The sequence below is a fragment of the Nocardia sp. NPDC023733 genome (genome assembly GCF_040639775.1).
Lineage (GTDB): Bacteria > Actinomycetota > Actinomycetes > Mycobacteriales > Mycobacteriaceae > Nocardia > Nocardia rosealba.
Map to the genome: position 1 here is coordinate 503733 of NZ_JBFAAN010000003.1, position 15163 is coordinate 518895.

Here is a 15163-nt window from a genome sequence, read left to right on the forward strand (position 1 = left end):
CGAGGGGGCGGTGTGGCTAAAACATGCACTTATTCGCACCAATGAATGCAATCTTCTGGAAAGGGACGACCATGGTTCACCCGGCCATCACCGCCCGCGGCCTGCGTAAGGCGTACGGCGAGCACACGGTCCTCGACGGCATCGACCTCACCGTCGCCGAGGGCACGATCTTCTCCCTGCTCGGCCCCAACGGCGCGGGCAAGACCACCACCGTGCAGATCCTCACCACCCTGATCGGCGCCGACGACGGCGAGATCCGGGTCGGCGGCCACGACGTGCGCGCCTCGGTCGACGACGTGCGGGAACTCATCGGCGTCACCGGTCAGTTCGCCGCCGTCGACGAGTTGCTCACCGGCCGCGAGAACCTCGAGCTCATGGGTGCCCTGAACCACCTTCCGAAGCGGGAGATCCGCAGTCTCGCCACCGAACTGCTGGAACGGTTCGACCTCGTCGAGGCGGCCGACAAGCCGGCGAGCACCTACTCCGGCGGGATGACCCGCAGGCTCGACCTGGCCATGACCCTCGTGGGCAATCCGCGCATCATCTTCCTCGACGAACCGACCACCGGTCTCGACCCGCGCAGCCGCCGCTCCATCTGGGACATCATCCGCACGCTCGTCGACGACCTCGGCGTCACCGTCTTCCTCACCACCCAGTACCTGGAGGAAGCCGACCAGCTGGCCGACCGCATCGCGGTACTCGATCAGGGCCGCATCGTCGCCGAAGGCACTGCGGCAGAACTCAAACGGCTCATTCCCGGCGGACACATCCGCATCGACTTCGCCGACCGTGCCCGCCTCGACGCGGCGCGCTTCGCCCTCGGTTCCTCGGCGCAGGTGCTCGAAGGCAGCGACGGCCTCACTCTCGCCGTGCCGGGCGACGGCGGCGTGCGTTCGCTGCGCGCGGTGCTCGATGTGCTCGACGCCCATCACATCGAGGCGGGTGGCATCTCGGTGCACACCCCGAACCTCGACGACGTATTCCTCACCCTCACCGGCAAGCCGACCATCCAGGAGACCGTGCGATGACCACCCAGACCGTCCGGCGCGATCACACGTTCGCCGACACCATGACGATGTTGCGCCGCAACATCACCCACGCCAAGCGCTACCCGAGCATGACGTTCAGCATCATCATCATGCCGATCGTGCTGCTGCTCGTGTTCAACTACGTGTTCGGCGGCGCGCTCGAGAAGTCTTCCGGCGGTGAGTACATCGACTACCTGGCCCCCGGCATGCTGTTGCTGCTGCCCGCCTACATGACGGTGTCGGTGGCGGTGTCGATAGCCACCGACGCCAGTAAGGGCATCGTGAACCGCTTTCGGGTGATGGCGATTTCGCAATCCTCGATGCTCACCGGCCATGTACTCGGCGCGCTCATCCAAGCGATGGCGGGCATCACGGTGATGACCGCTGTGGCGCTGCTCATCGGGTTCCGGCCCAACGCCAACGCTCTGGAATGGGTGGCGGCCTTCGGGTTGCTCGCGCTGGTGACCTTCGCCTTCGTCTGGCTCGCCATCGCCCTCGGTCTGCTGTCACCGAACGCCGAAAGTGCCAGCAACGCACCGTTTCCCATCGTGATGATGCCGTTCCTCGGCAGTGGCCTGGTCGCCACCGACACCATGCCGGTCGGCCTGCGTCAGTTCGCCGAGTACCAGCCCTTCACCCCCATCACCGAAACCCTGCGCGGACTGCTGATGGGCACCGAGATCGGGGTGAACGGCTGGGTGTCGCTGGCCTGGTGCGCGGCGATCGCCGGTGGCGGGTTCCTCTGGTCGAAGTCGATCTTCCGCAAACAAACCCGCTGAGAGACAGCAAGATCCGGCCACCTCGCCAGGGGTGGCCGGACTTCAGTTGCGTTCCAGCTCGATCGGGTGGGTTGCCAGCAGCGACAGCGGCAGCGGCTGACGCCGCAGCACCCCTGCCCACAGGTCGTGGCGATCGGTCGCGACCGGGTCCGAGGGCAATGCCGACACCACCACCCAGTCGTCGTTGTCGAGTTCGCCCTCGAGCTGCCCCATCGACCAGCCCGCGTACCCGGCGAACACGCGGATGCCCTCCACCAGCGGGGCGATCTCGGCGGGATCGGCGTCCAGGTCCACGAGCACCACCCGCCCGTCCACCCGGCGCAGCCCGCGCACCTCGCCGATCTCGGCGCCGACCCGGAGCACGCCGAGGCACAGCGCGGCGTCGCGTTTCACCGGTCCACCGATGTAGAGCTCGGTCGGCTCGGCCACCAGATCCGCCCACAGCGGCAGCACATCGCGCACCGGCGTCTCGCTCGGGCGGTTGAGTACCACGCCGAGACTGCCCGCGTCGTTGTGCTCGATGACGTACACGACTGTCCGCCGAAAAGTAGGTTCTACCAGGTCGATCGCGGACACCAGCAGGTTACCGGCACGGATGCGGGCACCGAGCTGTCCGCGCCGTCGGTCGTCGCCGTGCCCGTCGCGAGTCCGGCGTTCGTCCGGGTCGTCTCCGCGTGCCACCGGCCCATCATCGCATTGGATGGGTGTCCCGCGCTTCCCTCGACCCGGGGAGAACCGGAAATATCTCATCCCGACCGGCCCGGCGATGCCCGGTAGGGTCGCGGCATGCACACGCCCGAAGTCCTGCTCGACGACAGCGACGCCGTGTACGACTACTACCTGCGACATCGGCAGAACCGGTGGAAGGCGCTGGCTTCCTACGCGGTGCTCGCCCGGCGATTCCGGCCGAGGATCAGCTACGCCGAGGGCGCCAAGGCGCAGGTCGCCGCGCTGGTGCGCGGCAAGCGGCCGATCATCTACGCCATCAACCACCTGTCCACGAGCGACCCGTACACCGTCGCCGCCGCGGCCTGGCGGTCACCGCTGCGCGCCAAGATCGGCCGGGTACGTGTGCTGGCCAAGGACGAGCTGTTCGCCGATCCAGAACAGCGCCGCAAGGTCGACATGATGGGTGGGATCCCGGTGTTCCGGGGCAAGGACCACGGCATACGCGCGGTGAACGCGGCAGGTCAGCGCATGATGGACGTGTGCGCCCAGCGCCTCGCCGACGGCGATCACCTCGCGGTCTTCCCCGAGGGCACCTGCAACCTCGTCGACCACAAGACGGTGCAGCCGGTCGGCAGCGGTATCGGGCACATCGCCTTCCGTGCCGCCAAACTCGGCGCCCCGCCCGCTCTCGTCGCCATCGGCTTGAGTTACGGGCCGCGCCCCGCCGACGCGATCGAACCCGGCGCCGACGAGGTGGTGTCGTCGAGCTTCTACTTCCGAACACCCGTGCTCGAGCTACCCGCGCGACCGGGCGATATCGCCCGCCTTGTCAAGGACGAACTGCAAGCCGCCGTCGACGGGGCTGTCGCCAACTACTGAGGCAGCCCGAACATCTCCCTGGCTCCCTGTGGGACCAGGGAGATGTAGCGGGGGTTTTCGGTGATGAAGTGCAGCACCATCGAACACATCGGCAGCACCTCGAACCCTTCCTTGCGACTGGTCGTGAGCGCCGACTCCACCAGCGTGTTCCCCAACCCGCGGCCCTGGAACTCCGGGTAGATCTCGGTGTGGACGAGGGCGCGTTCGGCACCGGTGTCCTGGTATTCGATGTAGCCGGCGGGGGTACCGTCGGAGATGAGTTCGAACCGCTCCAGCGCGGTATTTTCGCGGACCTCGGTCGCCATGTGTAGAAGCTACAGTGTTTGTTGGAGCGCTGGCGCGCTCGAGTTCGCGGCCCCGCCGGTCCCGCCGCGAACCGCCGCTTCGCGACGTCCCCTCCTCGAGGTCGGGGAGTGCGGGGCCGGAAAGGCGGGGGTGGTGCGTACTCGCGCAGTGGGGTTGTCGAAGACGGTGGCGGGTTCGGAGGTTTGCCCGGAGAATGTCGGGATGAGTGGTCCTCGAGTGGTGCTTGCCCCTGACAAGTTCAAGGGTTCGCTGACCGCGCCCGAGGTGGCGGCCGCGTTGGGGGTGGGAATCAGGCGCCGGGCGCCCGGGGCCGATGTGCGGGCGGTGCCGGTGGCCGACGGTGGGGACGGAATGGTCGAGGCCTTCGCCGCAGCCGGGTGGCAGCGGGTGGAGATCGACGCGCCGGGGCCGACGGGCGAGCCTTCGCGGGCGGTGTACGCGATACGCGACGAGACCGCGGTGGTGGAGCTGGCCGCGGCGGTCGGGTTGGTGAAACTTCCCGGTGGCAGGCTCGCGCCGTTGCGGGCCGACACCTTCGGTCTCGGCGTCGTGGTGGCGCACGCGCTGGACGCGGGGGCGAGCGAGATCGTGCTCGGGCTCGGTGGGAGTGCGTCGACGGATGGCGGGTCTGGGCTGTTGCGCGCGCTCGGCCTGCGCCTGCTCGACGAGAACAACGACGAACTGGACGGCACCGCGATGGATGTCGTCACCCTGCTGAGCCGGGTGGCGGCCGTCGATCGGGCCGGCCTGCATCCCGCTGTCGCGCGGGCACGCTTCACCCTTGCCTGCGATGTCGACAACCCGCTGCTCGGCCCGGCCGGTGCGGTGGCGGTGTACTCGCCGCAGAAGGGCGCCGACCGGCACATGATGGTGAAACTCGAAGCTGCACTCACCAATTGGGCTGCCGTCCTCGGCACCGGCTATGCCGAGATCGGGGGCGCTGGCGCGGCGGGCGGCACCGGTTTCGGTGCGCTTGCCGTCCTCGGCGCCGAGGTGCGCAGCGGCATCGACGTGCTGCTCGAGCTGCTCGAATTCACCGCGCTGGTCAAGGGGGCGGCGCTGGTGGTGACGGGTGAAGGGTCGCTCGATCACCAGAGCATGCACGGCAAGGCGCCCGTGGGGGTCGCGGCGGCGGCCAACGCGGCGCGGGTACCGGTAGTGGCGGCGGTTGGCCGAACGATGCTGTCGCCGGGCGAGATTCGCGCCGCCGGGTTCGCCGCCTGTTATCCGCTCAGCGAACTGGAACCCGACGCGGCGCGGTCGATGCTGACCGCCGGGAAACTACTCGAACGCATCGGCGAGCGCATCGCCCGCGAATACCTGTAGCCGCCGGTCACACCAGCACGGCACGATGCCGGTCGCCCCACGCCTCGAGCGGGGCGAGCGCGTCGCGCAGCGTTTCGCCGAGCGGGGTCAGCGAGTACTCGACGCGCGGCGGGATCTCCGGGAAGATCTCGCGACGCACCACCCCGGCCGCCTCGAGATGGCGCAAGTTCTCGGTGAGCACCTTCTCGCTCACACCGTCGAGCAGCCGCCGGATGTTCCCGAATCGCTGCGGCCCTTCGCCGAGCACCCACATCAGGTGCAGTTTCCATTTGCCACCGACCACGTCGATGGCCAGGCTCATGCCACACACCTGGTGATCTGCGTCACTGCTCATCGTCTGCGCACCCTTCTGACCGTATTTCGAACCTATAGGTAAGCAACCGCACTGCGACGTGCGGTCTTCCCGCGCGCTGCCGCCGCCGACACCATGGAAACCGGCGCCGAACCAATCCGTATCGAAAAAGCGAAGGGCTACACCATGAGTACCCGATCAGTTTCCGTTCTCGGCCTGGGCCCGATGGGTCAGTCCATGGTCAAGGCCTTCCTCGAGGCGGGCGTCGAGGTGACCGTGTGGAACCGCAGCACCGCCAAGGTCGACGCCATGGTCGCCCTCGGCGCCAAGCGGGCCGAGACCGTCGCCGAGGCGCTCGACGCCAACGAGGTGTCGGTGCTCAGCCTCACCCACTACGACGCCATGTACGACGTGCTCGGCCAGGCGGTCGACCACCTGCCCGGCAAGGTGATCGCCAACCTGTCCTCCGATTCGCCCGAAAAGGCGCGGGCGGGTGCGAAGTGGGTGCGTGAGCGCGGCGCCGAGTTCTTCTCGGGTGGTGTGATGTCGGCGGGCGACAATATCGCCCATCCCGCGTCCTACATCTTCTACAGCGGTCCCAAGGCGGTGTTCGACGCGCACGCCGACCTGCTTCGCCCGCTGAGCCCGCAGGAGTACCTCGGCGCCGACGACGGTCTCGCACAGGTCTTCTACCAGGCGCTGCTGGTGATCTTCCACCCCTGGCTGCTCGCCTTCGACCAGGCCACCGCCGTGATCGCGAAGTCCGGTCACGACATCGCCCAGTTCGTTCCGTTCGCGGTCCGCGCCAGCGAGGCCTTCCCGTACTTCATGGAGCAGTTCTCGGTGGCGAACCAGAACGGCGGCTGGGCCGACCTGGCCAGCCTGAAGATGATGGACGCGGGCGCGCAGCACATCATCGACGCCAGCGAGGAAGTCGGTGTCGACGCGGCGTTCTCGCACCTGGCGCAGTCGTTCTGGCGCAAGGCCATCGCGGCCACCGAGGCCGCGGGCAAGCCCGTGTCGACCTATGAGCTGATGCGCGGCGAGAACTCCTGAGGCAGTAGCGAAACCGTCCGACGTGGGTCGGACGGTTCGCTCGTTCTAGGCCGTTCCGGTGCCGAGCCGGGGGAACGGCTCGGTGGAGAACACCACCTCCACGGCTACCTCGAAATAGGCCGCGATGCGCAGCGCCAGGTGCAGGCTGGGGCTGTATTCGCCGCGTTCGAGGTAGCCGATGGTCTGGTAGTGCACGCCGAGTGCTTCGGCGAGGTCCCGCCGGGAGATGCCACGCTCGGCGCGCAGCATCGCGATGCGGTTGTAGATGACCTCAGAAGGCACGCTGCATCGCCTTGTCCCGTCGCGTCGCCATGGTCGCGCCCGACTCGTGCTCGGCCATCCGCCGCAGCACCAACGGGGCGAGAGCCAAGCCGACGACGGCCCAGATGCCGAGTACGCCAACAGTTTCCAGATGACGCCAGGACTGGTCGAGTTCGATGCCGACGGCCTCACCCGGCAGCAGCGCCGAGCGCATGCCGAGGCCGAGCCAGTACATCGGGAACAGCTGGCCGAGCACCTGCAACCAGCCGGGCAGGGCGGTGATCGGGTAGAAGACGCCGGAGATCGCGATCAGGCCCATCAGTGGGATGGTGAGCAGGAAGGCCGTCCTGGTGTCGAGCACGCTGCCGAGGATCGCGCCGATCGGCAGCACGGCCAGCAGGCCGAGCACGAGTACCCATGCGAAGGTCGCCACCGCGCCGGGTCCGCTCAGCGACGAGCCGCCGATGATCGCCATTCCCACACCGAGCACGATAACCACCTGCGCCACCACCGCCCCCGTGGTGCTCACGATTTTGCCGACGAAGTAGCCGACCATGCCCTTGGGCACCGCCTTGGCCCGCAGCAGCGTGCCGTCCTCGCGGTCGAGCACCAGCACATTGAGGATGGCGTACATCCCGTTGAACGCGATGATGCTGCCGAGCAGGCCGGGTACCGCCAGCTCGGCGATACCGAGCCCGCTGTCGCCGTAGTCGCGGTCGCGCAGCAGGAACAGCACGCCGAGAGTGATTGCCGGGGTGAGGAATTGACCGATCAGATCGGGTGCGTTGGTGTAGACCTGCCGCAGTTCGATCAGGCCGCGGGCGAAACCGGCGCGCAGAGCGGTGTTCATCGGGTCACCTCCGTGAGTGCGTGGACGGTCTCGCCGGACTCGGCGCGCCGGACCAGGGTCATATAGGTGTCTTCCAGCGAGGCGCGGCGCACCTCGAGGTCGGCGATGTCGGCACCGTGCTGGGTGAACAGCTCGTGCACGAACTTGGTGGACTCGGTGGTGGTGTGCACGAACCGTTGATCGTCGACGGTCCAGCTCACCTGTGCTTCCCCCGCGATCGAGCGGGCGAGCGCGTCGGGTGACCCGTCGGCGATCACCCGCCCACCGGCCAGGATCAGGATGCGGTCGGCCAGCTTCTCCGCCTCGTCGAGATCGTGGGTGGTGAGCAGGACGGTGGTGTTCTCCAGATCGGCCAGCCGGTGCACCAGATCGTGGAAATCGCGACGCGCGGCCGGGTCGAAACCGGCGGTCGGCTCGTCCATGAACAGCAGTTCGGGCCTGCCGACGATGCCGATGGCCACATCGAGCCTGCGCCGCTGCCCACCCGAGAGTGTGGCGATCTTCGCACCCGCCTGCTCGGTGAGTCCGACGAGTTCGATGAGCTCGTCTGTGTCCCAAGGCCGTTGGACATTCGCCGTGGCATAGGGGCGGTAGTAGGTGCCGAGGTGCTGAAGTAGTTCGCGCACACGCCATTTCGCGTGATCGCGCCAGGACTGCAACACCACCCCCACCCGGGCGCGCCAGTGTTCGTCACCGTGTTCGGGATCGGCCCCCAGCACATCGACCCGACCGGCCGACCTCCTGCGGAACCCCTCGAGGATCTCGATCGTGGTGGTTTTGCCCGCGCCGTTCGGCCCGAGCATGACGAGCACCTCCCCGCGCGTGGCCTGAAATGTCACATCGTGCAGCACATCCGCCTCGTCGTAGCGCATCCGCAACCGCTGGACGTCGAGAACGACGCCGTTACTCGAAGCCATGATTCCTCCCAGTCATCGACCTTCGATGAGATGTAGCATATGTACTACATCTCATTGCGGCAATGCTTTCGCGAAAACGGGCAAATCGGATCTCGATGCTCGCTTCCGGTCGACGACTGACATGCTTGGCGCATGGAGAACGCGAGTCGCTATCTGGCTCCCTCGGGTATCGAGGCGACCCTGCTCAGGGTCGTCAATCAGCTGCCGCGACTTGGCATCAGCATCATGGGTTCGCGGCTGCTCGCCGTGCGCGGACGCACCAGCGGCGACTGGCGCACCACCATGGTGAACGTGCTCGCCGACGCCGACGGCACTCGCTATCTGGTCGCGCCGCGCGGCCACACCCAGTGGGTGCGTAATCTGCGCGTCGCGGGCGGGGGCGAATTGCGACTCGGCCGCAAGGCCGAAACCTTCTCGGCCACCGAGGTTCCCGATGCGGAGAAGGTGCCGGTACTGCGCCTCTATCTGAAGAAATTCGGCTGGGAGGTCGGCGCCTTCTTCGAGGGTGTCAGTAAGGACTCGACCGACGAGGAACTCGCCGCGATCGCGCCCGGATTCCCCGTCTTCCGCCTGGCCTAGACCCGCGTACTCAGGAACTCGATCGCCGCCACGTAACCCTGGATGCCGAGCCCGGCGATGACGGCGGTGGCGATGGGGGAGACGAAGGAGTGGTGCCGGAATTCCTCGCGGGCGTGCACATTGCTGATGTGCACCTCGACGATCGGGACCTCCGGAATCACCAGGGCATCGCGCAGGGCGACCGAAGTATGGGTGAGGCCACCGGGATTCACGACGATGGCCGACGCGACACCGCGCGCCTGATGGATCCGATCGATCAGGGCGCCTTCGTGATTGGACTGGAACGCCACCACCTCGCGCCCGAACCGGGCCGCCGTGCGCTCGCAGAGGGCGACCACATCGTCGAGGGTGTCGGAACCGTAGATCTGCGGTTGACGGGTGCCGAGCATGTTCAGGTTCGGCCCGTTCAGCACGAGAATCGGACCGGTGGCCTGCACGGACGTCTCCATGGGTCGAGCCTAACCCGCGGCCCCGGCCTCGGGTCGTCGCACCGTCATCGGGTCGAACGTTCCCTCGGGCGGGGCCGGGAACTCAGAGGCCGGTAGGGCCTTCCGCGCGTAGGTCGTCCACTTTGCGCATGGCTTCGCGCAATTCGGCCAACCAGCTCTCGGCGTGCTTGCCCGCCAGCTTCACCGTCCAGGCCAGCGCGTCGGCGCGGGAACGGGCCACGCCCGCATCGATCAGGGTGTCGAGCACCTGGCGTTCGGGCTGACGCAGGCGCGTCATCACAGGAACGGCCAAGTGGGTGAACAGGATTCGTTCACCGTTCACCCGAACGCCCCAGGCGACGCTTCGCCCGTACCGGCGCTGAGCCTCGTCGGCGATGCGCATGCGCGCCGGGCGGGTCGACTCGCGGAAGCGGGCGAGCGCGCCCTCGCGGGTCGCCGCCGAGGCGGGTGCGTCCGCGTCGCCTGGATCGGGGAGTTCGCCGACGACGACGATCTCGTCGCGGTCGATCTCGAGTTCGGGCGGGCCGGTGAACCAGTCGGCGGGCAATCGTCCGGCGAACCAGTCGGCGGCATCGGCCGCGTCGGGTAGGTCGGCCTGTTGCCAGCCGCCGGGACGGCCGAATCCGCGTTCGCGATGGGCGTTGCGCATGATGATCACCTGCTGTCGGAGAGTGCATGTGTTGCAGTGATTACAAGATTACGCCGGAATTCGGGTGCGCGATTGTGCCGTGGGTGAACGTGAATTCGGATGATCGGTGGCGGGCGATTGGTTGTCGGTGGCGATGGGTACCCTCGCTGTGAATCGCCAGACGATGCGAGATACTCACAAGTGTGCGGGCCTGCCGGTACGGTAAGCGCGCCAGTTGTTGCCACTGGCAGGGCGAGGTTCGAAATCATCCCCTCACGGGGTCGGAGTTCGGGCACAATCGAGGTGCTGAGGTCGGATAGCGTCCCGTTTACCGGGGCATCGGAGACGGGTCAACTTCCGGTACGGTTGTTTTGTTACCGGAGTGGCAAGAGTGAAGAGTGGGCGATATGGATGTGTGGGGATCCCGCCGCTTTCGCGTCCGGGGCGCAATGGCGATCGCGGGGGTTGCGACCCTCGCGATGGCGCTGTGCTCGTGTGGCGTGGGTGGGAAGACGAGTGAGTCCGAGACCGTCGTCCAGCGGTTCACCGACCTGCTCGACAAGCAGGACTACACCAAAGCCGCCGATCTGACCTCCTACCCCGCCGCCGCTTCGGCAACCATCAAGCAAATGTTCGAGGGGCTGCAGTCGGGCACTGTCGACTACGAGAAGACCCAGGTCATCGATCTCGACGCCCAGTCGGCCATTTTCAGCATGGACGTGGCCTGGAACTTCGGCGAGAACAAGGACTGGAGCTACACGCTGCAGGGCACCGTCCGCAAGCTCGCCATCGGCTGGCGGATCAGCTGGGACCCCGCCGTGGTGATGCCGCAGTTGACGAACAACCGCACCGTGAAGCTCGTGCGAACCACGGCCAAGCCGCCGCCGCGCGTGGTCGACCTGGCGGGCGAGCCGCTGATGACCGAACAGATCATCAATGTCATCAAGATCGACCCCGCCCGCACCGGCGACCTCGTCGCCTCCACCAATGCATTGGCCGATGCCATCGAACCCGTCGCCCCGCTCATCACCGGGCCCTACCTGATGGAGCAGCTCGCTGCCTCGCAGGGCAAGCCGGTGGTCGCGGTGAATCTGCGCGAGGGCGATTTCGCCATTCTCGAGCCGAGGATGGCCAAGGTGCCCGGCGTGGTGATGGAGAAGCAGCCCAAGCTGATCTCCGCCGATCGCCGCACCTGGTCGCCGATGCTCGACTCGCTGCGCGAGGTGTGGAAGGCCAGTCTGGAGGCCACGGCCGGCTGGGGCGTGCAGATCTTCGAGGCCGACGGACGGTTCGTCAACCAGGTGGCCGGATACCAGGGCCCCGCCGGTCCCGATATCGCCGCGACCATGGATCAGCGCCTGCAGCGGGCCGCCGAGGACGCGGTGGTCAGCGTCGGCACGCCCGCCTCGGTGGTGGCGATCCAGCCGTCGACCGGTGCCGTTGTCGCGGTGGCGCAGAACAGTTACGCCACCGAGAAGGGGCCCATCGCGTTCACCGGGCTGTTCCCGGCGGGCGGCACGATGGAGTTGTTCCGCGCTGTGGCCGCCGCGACCAAGAACAAAGCGCCGCAAGATGTTTCGGTGCAGGAAGCTTCGGAGGCCGCCGCCGCGCTCGGCGTGGGTGTCGACTTCAAGGTGGCCGGGCTCGACGAGGTCACGGGACGGATCGCCGCACCCGGGCGCAGCACCGAACAGGTGCGTCAGGGCGCCGGTTCCGATGCGGTGCTCGCCAGCCCGTTCGGTATGGCGCTCGCCGCCGCCGCCATCGCGCGTGGCGAGGTGGCCGCGCCGATGATCGAGGCAGGCAAGCCGGGCAAGGTCGACAACCCGATCCCCGCCCTGCCCCCGCCCGCCGTCGACCGATTGCGCGCGATGATGCACGAGGGCATCAACAAGCCGGAAACCGCCGCGCTGCGTGGCTTCCGCGACGTCACCGCGTTCGCCGCGACCGGCGGATCCGACGGCTGGCTGCTCGCCACGATGGGGGATCTGGCCTTCGCGGTACACATCGCCGATGTCGACAGCGGAGACGCCACCTCCCGCCTGGCCTCCGTCCTCCTGAAGTCCCTGGCCACCCCCGAAGCTTGAGAAGCGCACAACTAGGCTGCACGGTGTGAAGAGATTCGCGCCCCTCGCTGTCGATGTGCTGCTCGTGATCGTCTTTTGTGCGATCGGGCGGCGTAGTCATGACGAGGATGTGCTTGCCGGGCTGGTGAAGACGGTGTGGCCGTTCGCGGTCGGGCTTCTCATCGGGTGGGGGATCGCCTGGGTCATCGCACGGGGGAGGCGGTTCGATCCGGCGGCGCTGTGGCCGAGTGGGGTGGTGATCTGGGGATCGACGTTCGTCGGTGGGATGGTGTTGCGGGCGGTGAGTGGGCAGGGGACCGCGGTGAGCTTCATGATCGTGGCGGCCTCGGTGCTCGCGCTGTTCCTGCTCGGGTGGCGCGCGGCTGTGCGTGCGCTGCGCTAGATCCGGCGCTGTTTGAACTCGGCCTCGTATTCCTCGTCGTCGGCCTGCTTGGTGCGGAACAGGAACGCGAAAACGATCCAGCCGACGATCGCGACCAGGATGAAACTCACGAACCGGTACACGAACGCGGCGGCGACCGCCTGCGCGGCGGGCAGGCCCGCACCGGCGGTGAGACCGTAGATCAGGGTGGCGTCCACATAGACGATGCCGCCGGGCGCGAACGGAATCGAACCCACCGCCTTGCCCGCGGCGAACGCGATGAGCAGACCGGACAGCTTGGGATCGGCGCCCACCGCGTAACACGCCGCGCCGAGACAGGCCACGTCGGCGAACCGGTGCACCAGCGCCCACACCCCCACCAGCGCGCCGTCGCGTTTGCCCAGGTCGACCGATTCCAACTGCGCCCGGATCTCGGCCAACTTGGCGATGCCGTGGCCGGCGGGCTTCTTCCGTAATCGGTTCACCAGCGCGAGCACCTTGCGCAGTATCGCCTCGAGCGTGCCCGGATGCCTGGCCAGATAATTGCCCGCCACCAGCACCACACCGAGCAGAACGAGGGTGGCGATGAGTTTCACGCCGATGCCCTGACCGACCAGGGCAGCGCCTGCGATACCGAGCAGCGCGAGCCCGGCCGCGGCGACCACACCGGAGAACACCAGCTGCCACGACGCCACGATCGGGCTGGCGCCCCAGCGCCGGGTCTGGCGATAGGTGAAGGCGGTGGAGAACACCTGGCCCGCGGGCAGCGTCAGCGACATGGCGGTGGCGCCGTACACCACCGACACCGACTTGCCCTGGCTCACGTCGACCCCGCCCGCGTGCAGCAGCTGCTTCTGCACCCGCCCGAACCCGCTCATCGACACGGCCTGGGTGAACACGCACAGCAGCACCCAGCCCCAGTGGATCTCGGTGAGCGTGCGCCACGATTCGTGCAGCCGGGGCCACAGGTACACGCCCTCGCCGACCAGCAGCGCGAGCAGGATCGCGCCGAGCACCCATTTCACCCAGCGAAAACGGTTGGGCCGGCGCACGACGGGATGCGCGGCGGGATCGCCTGCTAGGTCGCCGTCGGCCGTCACCATGTCAGCCTAGCGAACGCGACTGTTCTCCCTGGTCCACGCCGGACCTGGCCGCGACCGGCTTCGGCCAGGCCAGGCGGGTTTTTCTGCGTCTGCCACGTAGCTGGACCTCGTCGCCGGTCTCCCAATGGTCTTGCTCGCTTTCCGAGGCGAAGTACAGCGCGCTACCCGAAGCGAGAACGCGGCCGGGGTGCTCTTTGGCCAGTTCGGTGAGTCGCGACGCCTCGTTGACGGGGTCGCCGATCACGGTGTATTCGAAACGATTCGCCGCGCCGATATTGCCCGCGACAGCCAGCCCCGCCGACACGCCGATGCCGACATCGAGGGTGGTCACTTCACGCAGCGCCTCACGCAGCTCGCGGGCGGCGGCCAGGGCGGCGGTCGGTGCGTCGGGGCGGTCGAGCGGTGCGCCGAAGATGGCGAGGGCGGCGTCGCCGACGAACTTGTTGACGAAGCCGTGGTGGCGATCGATCACGTCGACGACCACCCGGAAGAACTCGTTGAGCAGGCTCACCACCTCGGTGGGCGGACGTTCGGCCGCGGCGGCGGTCGACCCCACCATGTCGACGAAAAGCACCGCGACGAAGCGGGTCTCACCGCCGAGTTCGGTCCCGTAGTCCAGCGCGCGCTGCGCGACTTCCTCACCGACGTGCTGACCGAACAGCTCCTGCAGCTTGCGGCGTTTGGCGGCCTCTTCCATCATCCGGTTGAAACCGACCTGCAGCAGCCCGATCTCGCTGCCGTCGTACACCTCCACCTGCACGTCACGCGCGCCCGCCTGCACCCTGTTGATGGCTTGGGACAGCTGACGAACAGGGTCGGAGATGGACGATCCGGTGAGCATCGACAGCGCGAGCGCCTGCAGGATCACCACGCCGCACAGCAGCAGGATGGAGATGGCCAGCGACTTCGCCGAGAACTTCACATCCGAGGAGATCTGGGTGACACACAGCAGCACGATCGCGATGGTCGGCGCGAACGTACCCATTCCCCAGGTCATCGCCATACGCGTACCGACACCGGGGGTGAGGGTGTGGTCGAAGGTGCCCTCGGTGAGCGCCTCGGCCGCGACCGGCCGCAGAATGCGTTCGCCGAGCATGTAGGTGAAGCCGAACACGATGGTGGCGGCCATACATTCGGTGACGATCACCGCGCCCGCCAGCTCCGGCGATTCGGCGATGATGAGCGCGGCGAGGATGGCGCCGCCGATGATCCACAGGATCAGGTGCACGATCGACTGCCGCAACGGCACGTGCAGCGCCGCCATCTGTTCGCGCCTGCTCGGCGGACCACCGCGCATCTGCCAGCGCATCACCGGGCGCAACATGATGGCGGCGGCGATGATGCTGAGCACCGCGGCGGCACCGAACACCACCAGCGGGGCAAGCAGACCCGCTTCGCGCACACCACCCTGATGACCCTCGGGGACCGGCAGGCCGTACTGGATGAACGCCCAGACCAGCACCGCGCCGAAGGCATTGGCCAGCAGTACTGAGGTCAGATACAGCGGCCAGCGCGTTCGCATGGTCTGTTTGACCGCTTCCAGAGGCGCCGACACGACAACCAATCTAGCGTTGCGACCGATAGGCTCTCTCG

18 protein-coding genes are annotated in these 15163 nt (G+C 67.6%); 8 read left to right on the forward strand and 10 right to left on the reverse strand.

Annotated features, from left to right (window positions below):
* Nucleotides 1-71 precede the first annotated feature (71 nt).
* Together AB0F86_RS17770 and AB0F86_RS17775 are read left to right on the forward strand one after the other, a co-directional pair.
* The gene (locus AB0F86_RS17770; protein WP_181699828.1) at nt 72-1028 is read left to right on the forward strand and encodes an ATP-binding cassette domain-containing protein; all 957 of its coding nucleotides are present in this window, start codon (nt 72-74) and stop codon (nt 1026-1028) included.
* Nucleotides 1025-1807 carry an ABC transporter permease gene (locus AB0F86_RS17775; protein WP_181699830.1) on the forward strand — a complete coding sequence of 261 codons (783 nt, stop codon included), beginning with the start codon at nt 1025-1027 and terminating at the stop codon, nt 1805-1807. Before AB0F86_RS17770 ends, AB0F86_RS17775 begins: the two co-directional genes overlap by 4 nt.
* Nucleotides 1808-1849: 42 nt before the next feature.
* On the opposite strand, the gene AB0F86_RS17780 is transcribed toward AB0F86_RS17775, so the two are convergent.
* Nucleotides 1850-2488 (reverse strand): YqgE/AlgH family protein, encoded by a 639-nt coding sequence (locus AB0F86_RS17780; RefSeq protein ID WP_181699833.1) that lies wholly within the window; start codon nt 2486-2488, stop codon nt 1850-1852.
* 105 nt (nt 2489-2593) lie between these two features.
* Between AB0F86_RS17780 and AB0F86_RS17785 the strand changes: the two genes are divergently transcribed.
* The gene (locus tag AB0F86_RS17785) at nt 2594-3355 is read left to right on the forward strand and encodes a 1-acyl-sn-glycerol-3-phosphate acyltransferase (protein ID WP_067643509.1); all 762 of its coding nucleotides are present in this window, start codon (nt 2594-2596) and stop codon (nt 3353-3355) included.
* Here AB0F86_RS17785 and AB0F86_RS17790 read toward each other — a convergent pair.
* Nucleotides 3349-3660, reverse strand: coding sequence for a GNAT family N-acetyltransferase (locus tag AB0F86_RS17790; RefSeq protein WP_067497724.1), 312 nt, complete (start codon nt 3658-3660; stop codon nt 3349-3351). The genes AB0F86_RS17785 and AB0F86_RS17790 overlap by 7 nt on opposite strands.
* Before the next feature lie 202 nt (nt 3661-3862).
* Here AB0F86_RS17790 and AB0F86_RS17795 point away from each other — a divergent pair, with 202 nt between their 5' ends.
* A complete protein-coding gene (locus tag AB0F86_RS17795) occupies nt 3863-4987 on the forward strand; it encodes a glycerate kinase (RefSeq protein ID WP_356985469.1) in 1125 nt (374 codons plus the stop codon).
* A 7-nt stretch (nt 4988-4994) separates the two neighbouring features.
* Here AB0F86_RS17795 and AB0F86_RS17800 read toward each other — a convergent pair whose 3' ends face one another.
* Complete coding sequence (locus tag AB0F86_RS17800; RefSeq protein WP_067497730.1) at nt 4995-5321, reverse strand: helix-turn-helix domain-containing protein; 327 nt, start codon at nt 5319-5321, stop codon at nt 4995-4997.
* 144 nt (nt 5322-5465) lie between these two features.
* Here AB0F86_RS17800 and AB0F86_RS17805 point away from each other — a divergent pair, with 144 nt between their 5' ends.
* Complete coding sequence (locus tag AB0F86_RS17805; RefSeq protein WP_181699837.1) at nt 5466-6335, forward strand: NAD(P)-binding domain-containing protein; 870 nt, start codon at nt 5466-5468, stop codon at nt 6333-6335.
* A 45-nt stretch (nt 6336-6380) separates the two neighbouring features.
* Here the strand turns inward: AB0F86_RS17805 and AB0F86_RS17810 are convergent, their stop codons facing one another.
* From AB0F86_RS17810 to AB0F86_RS17820, 3 genes are read right to left on the reverse strand one after another with little or no spacing between them, the layout of a single operon-like run.
* A complete protein-coding gene (locus AB0F86_RS17810; RefSeq protein WP_067643518.1) occupies nt 6381-6617 on the reverse strand; it encodes a helix-turn-helix transcriptional regulator in 237 nt (78 codons plus the stop codon).
* Nucleotides 6607-7446, reverse strand: a complete 840-nt coding sequence (locus tag AB0F86_RS17815) for an ABC transporter permease (protein WP_356985470.1) — start codon at nt 7444-7446, stop codon at nt 6607-6609. Before AB0F86_RS17815 ends, AB0F86_RS17810 begins: the two co-directional genes overlap by 11 nt.
* Nucleotides 7443-8363: an ABC transporter ATP-binding protein gene (locus AB0F86_RS17820; RefSeq protein WP_356985471.1), complete on the reverse strand. Its 921-nt coding sequence runs from the start codon at nt 8361-8363 to the stop codon at nt 7443-7445. The genes AB0F86_RS17815 and AB0F86_RS17820 overlap by 4 nt, the downstream gene beginning before the upstream one ends.
* 132 nt (nt 8364-8495) lie before the next feature.
* Here AB0F86_RS17820 and AB0F86_RS17825 point away from each other — a divergent pair, with 132 nt between their 5' ends.
* Nucleotides 8496-8942 carry a nitroreductase/quinone reductase family protein gene (locus AB0F86_RS17825; protein WP_356985472.1) on the forward strand — a complete coding sequence of 149 codons (447 nt, stop codon included), beginning with the start codon at nt 8496-8498 and terminating at the stop codon, nt 8940-8942.
* On the opposite strand, the gene aroQ is transcribed toward AB0F86_RS17825, so the two are convergent.
* A complete protein-coding gene (gene aroQ / locus AB0F86_RS17830) occupies nt 8939-9391 on the reverse strand; it encodes a type II 3-dehydroquinate dehydratase (RefSeq protein WP_356985473.1) in 453 nt (150 codons plus the stop codon). The two genes, AB0F86_RS17825 and aroQ, sit on opposite strands and share 4 nt — an antisense overlap.
* Before the next feature lie 82 nt (nt 9392-9473).
* Nucleotides 9474-10040 (reverse strand): hypothetical protein, encoded by a 567-nt coding sequence (locus AB0F86_RS17835; protein WP_067497800.1) that lies wholly within the window; start codon nt 10038-10040, stop codon nt 9474-9476.
* 479 nt (nt 10041-10519) lie between these two features.
* Between AB0F86_RS17835 and AB0F86_RS17840 the strand changes: the two genes are divergently transcribed.
* Together AB0F86_RS17840 and AB0F86_RS17845 are read left to right on the forward strand one after the other, a co-directional pair.
* Entirely contained in the window at nt 10520-12106 is a 1587-nt protein-coding gene (locus AB0F86_RS17840; RefSeq protein ID WP_356985474.1) for an NTF2-like N-terminal transpeptidase domain-containing protein, read from the forward strand.
* A gap of 25 nt (nt 12107-12131) precedes the next feature.
* Nucleotides 12132-12488 (forward strand): DUF3054 domain-containing protein, encoded by a 357-nt coding sequence (locus tag AB0F86_RS17845; protein WP_181699852.1) that lies wholly within the window; start codon nt 12132-12134, stop codon nt 12486-12488.
* Here AB0F86_RS17845 and AB0F86_RS17850 read toward each other — a convergent pair.
* Together AB0F86_RS17850 and AB0F86_RS17855 are read right to left on the reverse strand one after the other, a co-directional pair.
* Nucleotides 12485-13567 (reverse strand): YbhN family protein, encoded by a 1083-nt coding sequence (locus AB0F86_RS17850; RefSeq protein WP_225281549.1) that lies wholly within the window; start codon nt 13565-13567, stop codon nt 12485-12487. The two genes, AB0F86_RS17845 and AB0F86_RS17850, sit on opposite strands and share 4 nt — an antisense overlap.
* Nucleotides 13568-13571: 4 nt before the next feature.
* Nucleotides 13572-15092 carry an adenylate/guanylate cyclase domain-containing protein gene (locus AB0F86_RS17855; protein WP_181699867.1) on the reverse strand — a complete coding sequence of 507 codons (1521 nt, stop codon included), beginning with the start codon at nt 15090-15092 and terminating at the stop codon, nt 13572-13574.
* Nucleotides 15093-15163: the final 71 nt, after the last annotated feature.

What these genes read in the sequence shown, in the direction of transcription:
- AB0F86_RS17770 (WP_181699828.1), top strand. Translation starts at nt 72, where the DNA reads ATGGTTCACCCGGCCATCACCGCCCGCGGCCTGCGTAAGGCGTACGGC.
- AB0F86_RS17775 (WP_181699830.1), top strand. Translation starts at nt 1,025, where the DNA reads ATGACCACCCAGACCGTCCGGCGCGATCACACGTTCGCCGACACCATG.
- AB0F86_RS17785 (WP_067643509.1), top strand. Translation starts at nt 2,594, where the DNA reads ATGCACACGCCCGAAGTCCTGCTCGACGACAGCGACGCCGTGTACGAC.
- AB0F86_RS17790 (WP_067497724.1), bottom strand. Translation starts at nt 3,660, where the DNA reads ATGGCGACCGAGGTCCGCGAAAATACCGCGCTGGAGCGGTTCGAACTC.
- AB0F86_RS17795 (WP_356985469.1), top strand. Translation starts at nt 3,863, where the DNA reads ATGAGTGGTCCTCGAGTGGTGCTTGCCCCTGACAAGTTCAAGGGTTCG.
- AB0F86_RS17800 (WP_067497730.1), bottom strand. Translation starts at nt 5,321, where the DNA reads ATGAGCAGTGACGCAGATCACCAGGTGTGTGGCATGAGCCTGGCCATC.
- AB0F86_RS17805 (WP_181699837.1), top strand. Translation starts at nt 5,466, where the DNA reads ATGAGTACCCGATCAGTTTCCGTTCTCGGCCTGGGCCCGATGGGTCAG.
- AB0F86_RS17815 (WP_356985470.1), bottom strand. Translation starts at nt 7,446, where the DNA reads ATGAACACCGCTCTGCGCGCCGGTTTCGCCCGCGGCCTGATCGAACTG.
- AB0F86_RS17820 (WP_356985471.1), bottom strand. Translation starts at nt 8,363, where the DNA reads ATGGCTTCGAGTAACGGCGTCGTTCTCGACGTCCAGCGGTTGCGGATG.
- AB0F86_RS17825 (WP_356985472.1), top strand. Translation starts at nt 8,496, where the DNA reads ATGGAGAACGCGAGTCGCTATCTGGCTCCCTCGGGTATCGAGGCGACC.
- aroQ (WP_356985473.1), bottom strand. Translation starts at nt 9,391, where the DNA reads ATGGAGACGTCCGTGCAGGCCACCGGTCCGATTCTCGTGCTGAACGGG.
- AB0F86_RS17835 (WP_067497800.1), bottom strand. Translation starts at nt 10,040, where the DNA reads ATGCGCAACGCCCATCGCGAACGCGGATTCGGCCGTCCCGGCGGCTGG.
- AB0F86_RS17855 (WP_181699867.1), bottom strand. Translation starts at nt 15,092, where the DNA reads ATGCGAACGCGCTGGCCGCTGTATCTGACCTCAGTACTGCTGGCCAAT.